Source organism: Sphingomonas taxi, from assembly GCF_000764535.1.
GTDB lineage: Bacteria > Pseudomonadota > Alphaproteobacteria > Sphingomonadales > Sphingomonadaceae > Sphingomonas > Sphingomonas taxi.
In genome coordinates this window covers 2,438,424-2,451,936 of record NZ_CP009571.1, presented here as the reverse complement: position 1 = coordinate 2,451,936, position 13,513 = coordinate 2,438,424, and the positions used below count along the sequence as shown (strand labels likewise).

The following is a 13,513-nucleotide window of genomic DNA, read 5'->3' as shown; positions in this document are numbered from 1 at the left end:
CGATGGTGGCGGCAGTCTCGCTGTTCGGCATCCGCCATCACGGTCCCGGTTCGGCGCGGCGGCTGGTGGAGGCGCTCGACGCGCTTCAGCCCGGCACGGTGTTGATCGAGGGCCCCGCCGATGCGTCGCATCTGCTGCCGCTGCTCGCCGACCCGGCGATGGTGACACCCGTCGCTTTGCTGACCTATGCCGAGGATGATCCCGCCGACGCCCGCTTCTTTCCCTTCGCCGACTATTCGCCCGAATATCAGGCGGCGCGCTGGGCGGTCGCGCATGACGCCGCGCTCCGCTTCATCGACCTGCCGGCCAGCGACCGGCAAGGCGGTTCGGCAGGCGGCGCAGAGTCGGATGCAGCCGAGGCCGAGGCCAACGTCGATCCGGTCGGCCGCGATCCGATCGGCCAGCTCGCAGCGGCCGCCGGCTATGCCGACGGCGAATCCTGGTGGGCCGATGTCATCGAGGAAAATCCCGGCTCGACGCCGGTATTCGCCGCGGTAGCCGATGCGATGACCGCGCTCCGCGGCGAGGCCCGGACCATCTCCGTCTATGAGGCCGCGCGTGAAGCCCATATGCGTCTCGAGATCGCCCGGGCCGCCAAGGAAAGCGACCTCCCGATCGCGGTGGTGTGCGGCGCCTGGCACGTCCCCGCATTGGCGACCAAGATCAACTTCACCGCCGATCGCGCATTGCTGAAGGCGCGATCCAGGACGAAGGCGAGGGCGACATGGGCGCCCTGGACCGCGCCTCGTCTTGCCCGGGCGAGCGGCTATGGTGCTGGCGTGGTCGCGCCCGGCTGGTGCGCGCATTTGTGGGCCACGCGTCATGCCGGTCACCGCGACGCGATATGGCTTGCGCGGATCGCACGTGAGTTGCGCGCGCGCGGCCATTCGGTCTCGACGGCCGCGGTGATCGAAGCGCAGCGGCTGGGGCATGCGCTCGCCGCCCTGCGCGCTCGCCCGCATCCCGGTTTCGAGGAACTGCGCGAAGCCGCGATCGCCTGTCTGTGCAATGGCGAACATGCGCTCTGGGACGATATCTCCGCCGAATTGCTGATCGGTTCCGCGGTCGGGTCGATCCCCGCAGACACGCCGCTTGCCCCGCTGATCGAGGATCTGCAGCGTCAGCAAAAGGCCACGCGACTAAAGCCCGAGGCGCTCGAACGCGCCCTGACCGTCGACCTGCGCAGCGACAGCGGGCTGGCGCGTTCCACGTTGCTCCACCGGCTCAACGTGCTCGACGTGCCCTGGGGGCGCCTCGCCGATGCCGGCCGCAGCCGCGGGACGTTCCGCGAAAACTGGATCCTGGCCTGGCAGCCCGAATTCGCCGTGCGACTGATCGAGAATCTCGTCCACGGATCGACGATTGCCGCCGCCGCCGAAGCGCGGCTCGGCGAGGCGATGCAAGCGCAGCCCGATCTCACCAAACTGGCCACCCTCGTGCGCGATGCGATGGTCGCCGATCTGGCCGGCGCCACCGACTTGGGCATCACGCTCCTCGAACGGCGGGCCGCCCTGACCAGCGACGGGCAGGCGCTGCTCGCGGCGCTGCCGCCGATGGCCGACGTCCTCCGCTATGGCGAGGCAAGATCCGGAACGGCCGAGCATCTTGCCGGGCTGATGCCGCGGATCGCGGTGCAGGCGGCGTTCGCCTTTCCCTATGCGGCCCGCAATCTGGATGCCGAAGCGGCGGCGACCCTGCGCGATGCAATCGTTGCGGCGGATGGCGCGATCCAGCTGGCACAGCTCGCATCCGATATCGTCGCCACCTGGCACGCGTCGTTGCGCCGGTTGTGCGACGACGCGCAGACAACGCGGCTGATTGCGGGCGTCGCTGCCCGCCTGCTCTACGAAGCGGAGGTGCTCGGCGCCGACGAAGCCGCCGCGCTGCTCGCCCGGATGCTGTCGCCGGCATTGCCGGTCGCCGACGCCGCTGGCTTTTTCGAGGCTTTCTCGAAGGCGCGGGGCAGCGGCTTCTGCACGATATGGCGTTGCGCGAGGCGGTCGATGGCTGGCTCGTCGGGTTGGACGAGAATACGTTCGTGGCCAACCTGCCGCTGTTCCGGCGGGTGTTCGCCGCGCTCGACCGTAACGAGCGCCGCCGGCTGATAGACGTGGTGCTCGGCCGGTCCGGCACGGGCGCGCGCGGCTATCGGCTGCTGCCGGGCGCCGCGGCGATATGGCCGGCGCATGAGACGCGTGTCATCGCCTTGATGACGGGAGCATTGCGATGAGCGAGGACGAACGTCACCGCCGCTGGATGCTGGCTTTGGGTATCGAGGACGGTGGGGACGGGGCATCGCCGCTGTCCGAAAGCGATCGCCGCCTATCCGACGCATTGTCCGCGCTTTATGGTGATGGCGAGGACGGCAGGAAGGGCCGGGGCGGGCTCGGTGGGTCGGCGCCGCGCGTCGCCAAATGGCTCGGCGACATCCGCCAATTCTTCCCCACGCCGGTTGTTCAGGTGATCCAGAAGGATGCGTTCGAACGCAAGGGGCTGCGCCAGATGTTGCTCGAACCCGAGTTTCTGGCGACCGTCGAGGCCGATGTCGGGCTTGTCGCCGATCTGGTCGCGCTGCGCGGCGTGATGCCGGACAGGACCAGGGACACCGCACGGGCGGTGATCGCGAAGGTCGTCGCGGAACTCATGACGCTGCTGGAGACGCGCACGGCGAACGCGATCCGTGGCGCACTCGACCGCTCGCGCAGGACCAACCGGCCGCGTTTCGCCGATATTGACTGGCCGCGCACGATCCACGCCAATCTCGCAACCTATCAGCCCATGCATCGGACGGTGGTGCCGGAGCGACTGATCGGTTTCGTGCGCCGGCAGCGGCGCATCGTCGATCTGGACGAGGTCATCCTGTGCGTCGACCAGTCGGGCTCGATGGCGACCTCGGTCGTCTACGCCTCGATCTTCGCCGCGGTCATGGCGTCGCTGCCGGTCGTCGCCACGCGGCTCGTCTGCTTCGACACGGCGATCGTCGACCTGACCGAGGAACTGGCGGATCCGGTCGAGGTGCTGTTCGGCGTCCAACTCGGCGGGGGCACCGACATCAACCGTGCCGTCGCATATTGCGAGGATCGCATCGAGCGGCCGGCAAAGGCGCATCTCGTATTGATCACCGACCTGTACGAGGGCGGCGATGCCGATGCGCTGGTCGATCGGCTCGCGCGGCTTGCGATATCGGGCGTCAACGTCATCGTGCTCCTCGCACTGACCGACAGTGGCCGCCCGTCCTATGACCCCGCCCTTGCGGCGCAGGTGGCGGCGCTGGGCATTCCCGTGTTCGCCTGTACGCCCGACCAGTTTCCCGAACTGATGAGCACTGCCCTTCGTCGTGAGGACGTCCATGGCTGGGCAGCCGACCGCGATATCAAGCTGGTGCGTTCGGATGCGTGATGGCCACCGCGTCCAAATGACGTTGCGTCGCGCATCAGGGCGCCGGGGCCGGAGTGTTTCGACCGTACCGGCCGACGCATTGCCACGCTCGCCGATGCCGGGTAGCGGTCGCGGTTAACGAGGCCGGTGCCGGGAAGATCGGTACGACGGCAGGAGAGGGGCGCAACATGACCTACCAGCATATCCTGGCCGAGTCGCACGGTGACGTCCGCGTCCTCACCCTCAATCGTCCCGACCGCCTCAACGCCGCACCGCCGGCGCTGTTCGACGAATTGCGCGAGGCGCTCGGCGATCTCGGCGGCGCGCGCGCGGTGCTGATCGCCGGGGCGGGGCGGGCGTTCTGCTCCGGCGCCGACGTCGCCGGCGGTGCGCTCGGCGGCGACAATCCCGGTGAGGCGACCCATGCGGCGCTCACCGACCATTACAATCCGACGATCGCGGCGCTTTTCGACCTCGCGGTGCCGGTGGTCAGCGCGGTGCGCGGCCCCGCCGCGGGGATCGGGTGCAGCCTCGCGCTCGCTGCCGATTTCTGCGTCGCGAGCGATACCGCCTATTTCCTCCAGGCCTTCGTCAACATCGGCCTCATTCCCGATGGCGGCGCGACCTGGATGCTGCCGCGGCTGATCGGCCGCGCCCGCGCCACCGAGATGATGCTGCTCGGCGAGCGCGTCCCCGCCGCGAAGGCGCTCGACTGGGGAATGATCCACAAGGTCGTCGCCGACGACGCGCTCGACGCCGAGGCGCTGGCGCTGGCGACGCGGCTCGCGGCGGGGCCGACGCGTGCGATCGGACTGATGCGACGTGCGCTCGGGCGGGCGCTGGAAAGCGATTATGCGAGCGCGCTCGCTGCCGAGGCGGATGCGCAGCGGCAGGCGCGCGGCTCGGCGGATTCGCACGAGGGCGGCATCGCCTTCCTCGAGAAGCGCAAGCCGGTCTTCACCGGCCGGTAGGGCGCGCGCATGTGTCCGCGCGGACATTCCGGCGACACACATTGCGACACAAAAAGGCTGGACGCCGCAGTGTGTTGGCCACACGATACGGCGATGGCCCGTGTTCCCGTCCTGTTGCTCGTGACCGCCGCGCTGGCCGGCTGTACCGTCGGCCCCGATTATCACCCGAAGAGCGCCGCGGATCTCGGCGTGCCCGATGCCTATTCGGTGCCGGCGCAGCAGACCGCCGAGGACCTTACCCGCTGGTGGTCGAACTTCGACGATCCGGTGCTCGGCCAGCTCGTCGACCAGGCACGGCTCGCCAATACCGATGTCGCGCAGGCGATCGCACGGCTGCGGCAGGCACGCGAATCGCTGGTGCAGAGCCGTGCCTCGCTGCTGCCGACGCTGTCCGGTTCGGCGGGCTATCAGCGTAACGAGAATCTGCGCGGCGGCGGCCGTTCGTTCACTTTGCCCGACGGCACCGTGGTCGACACCGGCGGCGGCGGCACCAACAGCTTCTCCGCCGGCCTGTCGGCGAGCTATCAGCTCGGCCTGTTCGGCGAGGTGCGCCGCACCGTCGAGGCGACGCGCGCGCAATATGAGGCGAGCGGCTTCGACTATGCGACGACGCTGCTCACCGTCGAAAGCGAGGTGGCGACCAATTACGTGCTCGCCCGCGCCTATCAGGCGCAGCTCGCCAATGCCCGCGCCAGCCTCGCCATTCAAGACGACAATCTGGAGATCGCTGGGTTTCGCGTCCAGGCCGGGCTGGTCTCGTCGGTCGACGTCGAGCAGGCGCGCAGCCAGCGCGCGCAGACTGCCGCCACCGTGCCGCAGATCGAGCAGCAATATGCCGCCGCGGTCGCGCGGCTCGGCGTGCTGACCGGGCAGGCGCCGGGTGCGCTGCGCAGCGCCCTGGCGGCGGCGAGGCCGATCCCGCGCGGCCCCGCGACGGTCGGCGTCGGCATCCCCGCCGATGCACTGCGCCGCCGGCCCGACGTGCGCGCGGCGGAGCGTTCGCTGGCGTCGGCGACCGCGCAGATCGGCGTCGCCAAGGCGCAGCTCTATCCGGCGCTGGCGATCAGCGGCAATATCAACACCAATGCGACCGGCATCGGCAGCCTCGGCGATGCAATCACCGGCAGCCTGTTCGCCGGGCTGACGCAGGCGATCTTCAACGGCGGCCGGCTGCGCAGCCAGGTCCGCTCGAACGAGGCGGCGGCCGACGCCGCGCTCGCTGCCTATCGCGGCACCGTGCTGACCGCGCTCGAGGATATCGAGAATGCGATCGTCGCGCTCGATGCCGCGCGCCAGCGCGAGACGCAGTTCCGCATCGCCTATGACGCCGCCAATGCCTCGGCGATCCTCGCGCGCAGCCAGTATCGCAGCCGCCTCACCGATTTCACGACGCTCAACCAGCAGGAGGCGGCGCTGCTCTCCGCGCAGAACGGCCTGACGTCGGCGCGATCCGATCAGGCGACCGCGCTGGTCTCGCTCTACAATGCGCTCGGCGGCGGCTGGGACGCGAGCGTCGTCCCGCAGGCGCCCGAGCGCGCATCCCGAACTCCCGTGTCAGAGACCCGCTGATGGCCGAACCGATCGACGACTTTCTCGGCGTAAAGCCGGTGCCGGCATGGCGGCGTTACATCAAATGGGTGTTCGTCGCGATCGGCGTGGTGCTGCTCGCGCTGCTGCTCAAGAGCTGCTTCGGGCCGAAGGCGGAAGCGGGCTATGCGACGCAGGCGGCCGAACGCGGCAACCTCACCGTCACCGTCTCGGCGACGGGCAAACTCGCGCCAACCAATCAGGTGACGGTCGGGTCGCAGCTTTCCGGGCTGGTCACCAAGGTGGTGGTCGACGTCAACGATCGCGTCAGCGCCGGCCAGCCGCTCGCGCTGATCGATCCGCAACAGATCGACGACCAGATCCGCCAGCAGCAGGCGCAGATCGCCGCCAACCAGGCGCAGGTCAATCAGGCGCAGGCGACCGTCGCCGAAAGCCGCGCGCAGCTCGCCCGGCTGGAGGAGGTCTACAAGCTGTCCAACGGCCGGGTGCCGTCGGGGACCGAGCTCCAGACCGGCCGCGCCGATTACCAGCGCAGCGTCGCCGCATTGAAGGTCGCGCAGGCGAACGTCGCCGCGGCGCAGGCGGCGCTGGCGCAGAACCAGACGCAGCGGGCGCGCGCAATCATCCGCTCGCCGGTCAACGGCGTCGTGCTCGCGCGCCAGATCGATCCGGGCGCGACCGTCGCCGCCTCGTTCAACACGCCGACGCTGTTCGTCATCGCCGAGGACCTCAGCAAGATGAAGCTCGAGGTCGCGATCGACGAGGCCGACGTCGGCGAGGTCAAGGTCGGGCAGAAGGCCAATTTCACCGTCGACGCCTTTCCCGGCCGCACCTTTCCGGCGACGATCACGCGCGTCGATCTCGGCTCGAACCTGACCGTCAGCTCGGCGAGTTCGACCTCGACGACGACGAGCACGACGTCGACGACCGGGCAGGTGGTGAGCTATGCCGCCGACCTGACCGTCGCCAATCCTTCGCTCCAGCTGCGTCCGGGGATGACCGCGACCGCCGATATCGTCACGTCGGACAGGCAGAACGTGCTGCTCGTCCCCAATGCGGCGCTGCGCTTCAAGCCTGCCGCGGCGGGTGCGGGCGGATCGAGCGGCGGTATCGCCGGCTCGCTGACCTTCCGCCCGCGCCGCGACCGGCCCGAGCGCACCGCGACGCTCGGCCGCGGGGCGTCGCAGACGATCTACGTCAAGGACGCCGAGGGCAAGCCGCAGCCCGTGCAGGTGACCACTGGCGACACCAACGGCACGATGACCGAGGTGCTGAGTGGCAATCTCAAGCCGGGTCAGCAGGTTATCACCGGTCAGTTGTCGAGCGGTAACGAGGGCGCGGGTGCGGGCAAGCGCAGCGGCGGCGGCCAGCGCCGGCAGGGTGGCGCGGGTGGCCAGTAACGCCCGCCCGGCGGGCGCGGAGCGGGGAGGGCATCGTGCCTGATCCGATCATCACGATGCGCGACGTCACCAAGGTCTATGGCACCGGGGCGACGCAGTTCCAGGCGTTGAAGGGCGTCGACCTCGATATCCAGGCGGGCGATTTCGTCGCTGTCATGGGGCCGTCGGGGTCGGGCAAGTCGACGACGATGAACATCCTCGGCTGTCTCGACGTGCCGTCGGCGGGCACCTTCCTGTTCCGCGGCCATCCCGTCCAGACGCTCGACCGCGACCAGCGGGCCTTGCTCCGCCGCCGCTACCTCGGCTTCGTGTTCCAGGGGTTCAATCTGCTCAGCCGGACCAGCGCGCTCGAGAATGTCGAGCTGCCGTTGCTCTATCGCGGCGAGGACAAGAAGACGCGGCGCGACCTAGGCATGGCGGCGCTCGAAAAGGTCGGGCTCGACCGCTGGTGGGACCATACGCCCGCCGAACTGTCCGGCGGCCAGCAGCAGCGCGTCGCGATCGCGCGCGCGATCGTCACCCAGCCCGACGTACTGCTCGCCGACGAGCCGACCGGCAATCTCGACAGCGAACGCTCGGTGGAGATCATGGAATTGCTCACCGATCTCAACCGGACGAGCAACATCACCGTGCTGATGGTGACGCACGAACCCGATATGGCCGCGTTCGCGCGGACGGTGATCCACTTCAAGGACGGGCTGGTCGAGAAGATCGAGGCGCAGCACCGGCAGGGCGCGGCGGTGGAGGCCTAGATGCTCGGCACCACGCTCATCCTCGCGCTGCGGTCGATCCGGCGGCATCTGCTGCGCTCGTTCCTGACCATCCTCGGCATCGTCATCGGCGTCGGCGCGGTCGTGACGATGGTGACGCTGGGCAAGGCGACCACCGCCGCGGTGCAGCAGCAGATTTCCGCGCTCGGCAGCAACATCCTCCAGATCCGTCCCGGCCAGGGCTTCGGCCGCGGCGGCGGCGGCCCGCAGCCGCCCAATTTCAAGCCCGAGGACGTCGAGGCGATCGCCAACCAGATCGCCGGCGTCACCGCGGTCGCGCCGCAGGCGAGCGCCTCGGCCACCGCGATCTACGAGGGCGCCAACTGGTCGACGACGATCAACGGCACCACCAGCGCCTTCCTCACCGTCCAGCCCTGGCCTTTGGTGTCGGGCCGCTACTGGACGCCGGCCGAACAGGAGGCGGGCAAGGCGGTGTGTCTGATCGGCAATACCGTGCGCCAGAACCTGTTCCGCGGTGGCGACCCGATCGGCGCGCGCATCCGCCTCGGCAACGTGAGCTGCGACGTGATCGGTGCGCTCAGCACGCGTGGGCAGGGCGGGTTCGGCGATCAGGACGATGTCGTCGTCATGCCGATCAAGACGGTGCAGCGCCGCTTCACCGGCAACCGCGACGTGCGGCTGATGCTGGTCGGCGTCGACACCGATTACCAGACGAGCAATGTCCAGAGCGCGATCACCGATCTGCTGCGCGAGCGGCGGCATATCACCGGGGCGCGCGACGACGATTTCAATATCTTCGACACCAAGCAGATTTCCGACACGCTGACCGGCACGACGACCTTGCTGACGCGCATCGTCGCGGCGGTGGCGGCGATCAGCCTCGTCGTCGGCGGCATCGGCATCATGAACATCATGCTGGTGTCGGTGACGGAGCGGACGCGCGAGATCGGCATCCGCCTCGCGATCGGCGCGGTCGCGCGCGAGGTGCTGCTCCAGTTCCTCGTCGAGGCGGTGGCGCTGTCGTGCCTCGGCGGGATCATCGGGCTGGTGATCGCGCAGGGGGTGATCCTCGCGCTGGTGCCGCTGATGCAGGTGCCGTGGACGTTCGATCCGCAGATCAACATCATCGCCTTCGCGATCTCGGCGGTGATCGGGGTGGTGTTCGGCTATTTTCCGGCGCGACGCGCGGCGGCGCTCAATCCGATCGATGCGCTGCGGCATGAATGACTTAGGCGCCGAACGTGGACAAGATGGACACCTGAATGGAAACGATCGTCTCCTATCGTTTCCGTTTTTGCACCGATGAGAAAGAGCGCGGATTCGGCGTCTAGCAGGGCCGCGGGGGTGTAGGACAGACTCCGACCGGGGCGATGTTCCGTCGGATGGCGAACGTGTCTGGTTGCCGCCCGATGCGGTGGGCGGTGACCTCCGACCCCTTTTCGTCATCCCCGCGAAGGCGGGGATCCATAGACGCTGACGCGGCGCAGGAGCCGCCCGGCCTGCGCGTATGGATCCCCGCCTGCGCGGGGATGACATAGGGGGGATGACGACGGGGCGGCGTCAGCCGACCGACTGACGGCCACGCCGGGTATAGGCTTCCGGTGCGCCGACCAGTTCGCGCAGGCGCTCCAGTTCCTCGGGCGTGTCGACGTCGATCAGCTCGGCGGGGGTCGTCACGACGTGTTTGCCCGCGCGCACCATCTCGCGCGCGCCGGCATCGCCCTCCAGCCCCACGAGGGCGTCGAACCGGCCCGCGCCGAACACCGCGGGCGGCTTGGGGGCGCGGCCGTCGCTCGACGCGACGATGGCATTCTCGTCGTCGGCGGCGTCGAGCAACTGATAGATGTGCGTCGCGGTCACCCGCGGCATGTCGGCGAGCGCCACCACCACCGCCTTGACGCCGCGCGCGCGCGCGCAGTCGACGCCGAGCGCCAGCGACCGGCTGAGCCCCTGATCGGGGTCGTCGTTGCGCACGATCGTGAAGCCGTGCGCGGCATAATCGCATTCGGCGCGGCCGACCACGGCGACGCGCTCGCGGAACGGCATGTCCTCGAGCGCCACCGCGACGTGCAGCCCGAGCGGGCGGCCGAGGAACGGCGCGTCGAGCTTGCTGCCGATATCGCCCATCCGGCGCGACCGCCCCGCGGCGAGCAGCACCAGGACGCAATCCTCAGCCGCGATCATGGAATGCCCCCACCATCGCCGCGGCGATCGACAGCGCGATCTCGGACGGGCCGATCGCGCCGATATCGATGCCGACCGGTGCGTCGATCCGGTCGATCTGCTCGGCGTTCAGGCCGGCGGCGGCGAGCCGTTCGCGCCGCGCCGCATGGCTGCGCCGGCTGCCGAGCGCGCCCACATACGGCGCGTTGGTCGCGAGCGCGGCGATCAGCGCGGGATCGTCGATCTTGATGTCGTGGCTGAGCGTCACGACCGCGGTGGCGGGGCCGGGTTTCAGCGCCTCGATCGCCTCGTCGGGCCAGCGGTCGTCGAGCGTCACGCCGGGGAAGCGCTCCTCGGTGAGGAAGCGCCCGCGCGGGTCGATCACCGTCGTGGCGATGCCGAGCGTGCGCGCCAGTTCGGCGAGCGCCTGCGCGATCTGCACCGCGCCGACGATCAGCAGCCGCCGTGCCGGATCGTAGCGGTTGGCGAAGACCTCACCGGTTTCCAGTGGCTTGAGGTCGCTGTGGCCGGTGGCGAGGTCGGTGGTGACGGTGAGCGCCTCGCCGCGCTCGCGCGCCTCGGCGATGCGGTCGAACAATTCGGGGTCGAACCCCGTCGCCGATACCGGTTGCACCATCACCGCGATCTCGCCGCCGCAGGGCAGCCCGACCTCCCATGCCGCATCGTCGGCGACGCCGTAGCGCTTGAGCTGGAAGGGGGCGCCGGCGATCACCTCGGCGGCGGTCTGGAGGATGTCGCTTTCGACGCAGCCGCCGGAGACGGAGCCCTCGAAGCGGCCGTCGGCGTGGACGAGCATATGGCTGCCGCGCGGGCGCGGCGCGCTGCCCCAGGTGGAGACCACCGTCGCGAGGGCGAGCGGTTCGCCCTGCCAGTGGCGGGCGGCGGTGAGGACGGAATCGTTTTCGGCCATGTCAGTCTTCCTTGGCACCCGCCGGGCATCACACCCGTTCGTGCTGAGCTTGTCGAAGTACGGTGAGTCTCAATGCCCTTCGACAAGCTCAGGGCGAACGGCGGAGGGCGGTGTTAGAGATCCGGCAATCCTGCCAGCAATTTGTCGAGCGTCACCGGGAAGTCGCGTACGCGCACGCCGCAGGCGTCGTGGATCGCATTGGCCACCGCCGCGCCCGCGCCCGAGATGCCGAGTTCGCCGACCCCCTTGGCGCCGACCGGGTTGGCGCTGTCGTCGATCTCCTCGACGAAATGCACTTCGATCTGCGGCACGTCGGCGTTCACCGCGACATGATATTCGCCGAAGTCGGGATTGACGAAATGGCCGTTGCGCGTGTCGACCACCGCTTCCTCGCCGAGCGCGTAGGACAGGCCCCAGACCATGCCGCCGACGAGCTGGTTCGCCGCGGTCTTCGCGTTGAGCACGCGGCCGACGTCGAACACGCCAAGCATCCGCCGCACCCGCACCTCGCCGGTGATCGCATTGACCGCGACCTCGACGAAATGCGCGCCGTGGCTCGCCTGGCTGGTCGCCTGCGTCTCCGCGCCGGGGCCGGTCTTGCCGGTGGCGACGATCGGTTCGCCGTGGAGCAGATCGGCGAGCGCGACGCTGCGCCCGCCCGCGACGACATAGCCGTCGTGCAGCGTCAGTTCCTCAGGGGATGCGTTCATGCGTAGCGCGAGCGCGGCGATGATGTCCTCGCAGGCGAGCACCACCGCCGAACAGGCGCTGCCCGCGCCGAACGAGCCGCCCGAGCCGGCGCTGGCGGGGAAATCGGTGTCGCCGATCCGCACCTCGACCGCGGGGACCGGCAGACCGAGCATCTCGCCCGCGGTCTGCGCGAGGATCGTATAGGTGCCGGTGCCGATATCGGTCATGTCGCAGGCGACCGTCGCGCGGCCGTCGGCGCCGAGCGTCACCCGCGCCTCCGCCTTGACGGTGAAATTGCCGCGCAGCGCCGCCGCCATGCCGTGGCCGATCAGCCAGTCGCCCTCGCGCCGCTTGCGCCGCTCCGCCCAGCCGAAGCGGCGCGCGCCTTCGTCGTAACAATCGAGCATTCGCCGCGTCGAGAAGCGCTTGCCGCTGACCGGATCGGCCTCGGGCTCGTTGCGGCGGCGCAGCTCGACCGGATCGAGGCCGAGCCGTTCGGCGAGTTCGTCCATCGCGCATTCGACCGCGAAGGTGCCGATCGCCTCGCCCGGTGCGCGTACCGCGCCGGTGGCGGGCAGGTCGACGCGGACCACATCGGTGCGGAAGCGCCGCGCCTCGCCGGCATAGAGCGGCAGCGAGCCGAACGGGATCGGTTCGAGGAAGCTGGCATCGTCGTTCTGCGATGCGACGCCTTCGTGCGCGAAGGCGGTGATGCGGCCGTCCTCGGTGGCGCCGATGCGGACGCGCTGCGTCGTCGCCGAACGGTGGTGGACGAGATAGGCGGTCTGCGCGCGCGGCAGCGCGATCTTGACCGGCCGGCCGACCGTTTCGGCGGCGATCGCGGCGAGGATCACCTCCGGCCCGACGCCGGTCTTGCCACCGAAGCCGCCGCCCACGTACGGCGCGAGCACGCGCACGTCCTCCCTGGCGAGGCCGAGCGCCTTGGCGATCGTGCCGCGGGCGCCGCCGATCACCTGATTGCTGGTGCGCACCAGCAGCTTGCCGTTCTCCCACGCGACGGTGCTGGCATGGGGTTCGAGCGCGGCGGGGAAATGCACCGGCGTCGTATAGCTGCGGTCGATCACCACCGGCGCGGCAGCGAGCGCGGCGTCGAGATCGCCGATGTCGACCGGTTTCAGGAAACCGATATCGTGGTCGCGCTGCACCGGCTGCGCCTCGCGGTCGAAGCGGCCGTCGCCGGCTTCGGCGTGGACGACGACCAGCGCGGCGGCGTCGCGCGCGATCGTCTGGTCCTCGGCGACGACGATCGCGACGGGCTGGCCGTAATGGAAGATTTGGTCGGTGCCGCTGTGCGCTTGTGCCTGCGAATTGCTGCCGCCGGTGACCATCCGCGAATCGCCGTGGATGACCGCGAGCACGCCGGGCAAGGCCTCGGCGGCGGCGGAGTCGACGCCGGTGATGCGGCCGCTGCCGACCGGCGCGCCGACGATCGCGGCATAGGCGGTGCCGGCCTCCGCGCCCTCATAGGCGTAGGTGGCGGTGCCGCTCACCTTCGCCGGCCCCTCGATCCGCGGGACGGACGCGCCGAGCAGGCCCTGCCGCGCCTGCGCCAGCCCGGCGGGCCGGTAGGCGCGATCCATCGTCATCTCGTTCATCGCGTCAATCCTCTCCCCCGGACGGGGTGGGGGTGATGTAGGATGCGGGGCAGGCAGGGTGAAGGGCGGATTACGCGTCACCCCG

The 13,513-nt window shown here is 69.8% G+C and carries 9 protein-coding genes and 1 pseudogene; 7 read left to right on the top strand and 3 right to left on the bottom strand.

The window, feature by feature from the left end:
- The first annotated feature begins 2 nt into the window (after positions 1–2).
- The 7 genes and pseudogenes from MC45_RS11135 (at position 3) to MC45_RS11105 (ending at position 9,255) form a co-directional block, all read left to right on the top strand.
- Positions 3–2,230: pseudogene (locus tag MC45_RS11135) on the top strand (DUF5682 family protein).
- Positions 2,227–3,399 (top strand): VWA domain-containing protein, encoded by a 1,173-nt coding sequence (locus MC45_RS11130; RefSeq protein ID WP_038663057.1) that lies wholly within the window; start codon positions 2,227–2,229, stop codon positions 3,397–3,399. The pseudogene MC45_RS11135 and the gene MC45_RS11130 overlap by 4 nt, the downstream one beginning before the upstream one ends.
- Positions 3,400–3,566: 167 nt before the next feature.
- Positions 3,567–4,349: an enoyl-CoA hydratase-related protein gene (locus MC45_RS11125; protein ID WP_038663055.1), complete on the top strand. Its 783-nt coding sequence runs from the start codon at positions 3,567–3,569 to the stop codon at positions 4,347–4,349.
- A gap of 93 nt (positions 4,350–4,442) precedes the next feature.
- Complete coding sequence (locus tag MC45_RS11120) at positions 4,443–5,918, top strand: efflux transporter outer membrane subunit (RefSeq protein ID WP_038663052.1); 1,476 nt, start codon at positions 4,443–4,445, stop codon at positions 5,916–5,918.
- A complete protein-coding gene (locus MC45_RS11115; RefSeq protein WP_038663048.1) occupies positions 5,918–7,297 on the top strand; it encodes an efflux RND transporter periplasmic adaptor subunit in 1,380 nt (459 codons plus the stop codon). The genes MC45_RS11120 and MC45_RS11115 overlap by 1 nt, the downstream gene beginning before the upstream one ends.
- Before the next feature lie 32 nt (positions 7,298–7,329).
- Positions 7,330–8,049: an ABC transporter ATP-binding protein gene (locus MC45_RS11110; RefSeq protein ID WP_156143824.1), complete on the top strand. Its 720-nt coding sequence runs from the start codon at positions 7,330–7,332 to the stop codon at positions 8,047–8,049.
- Entirely contained in the window at positions 8,050–9,255 is a 1,206-nt protein-coding gene (locus MC45_RS11105) for an ABC transporter permease (RefSeq protein ID WP_038663043.1), read from the top strand.
- Positions 9,256–9,588: 333 nt separating this feature from the next.
- On the opposite strand, the gene MC45_RS11100 is transcribed toward MC45_RS11105, so the two are convergent.
- The 3 genes from MC45_RS11100 to MC45_RS11090 form a co-directional block, all read right to left on the bottom strand.
- Positions 9,589–10,212 carry a nucleotidyltransferase family protein gene (locus MC45_RS11100; protein ID WP_038663041.1) on the bottom strand — a complete coding sequence of 208 codons (624 nt, stop codon included), beginning with the start codon at positions 10,210–10,212 and terminating at the stop codon, positions 9,589–9,591.
- Entirely contained in the window at positions 10,199–11,122 is a 924-nt protein-coding gene (locus tag MC45_RS11095; protein ID WP_038663038.1) for an XdhC family protein, read from the bottom strand. Before MC45_RS11095 ends, MC45_RS11100 begins: the two co-directional genes overlap by 14 nt.
- A 113-nt stretch (positions 11,123–11,235) precedes the next feature.
- Positions 11,236–13,428 (bottom strand): xanthine dehydrogenase family protein molybdopterin-binding subunit, encoded by a 2,193-nt coding sequence (locus tag MC45_RS11090; protein ID WP_038663035.1) that lies wholly within the window; start codon positions 13,426–13,428, stop codon positions 11,236–11,238.
- Positions 13,429–13,513: the final 85 nt, after the last annotated feature.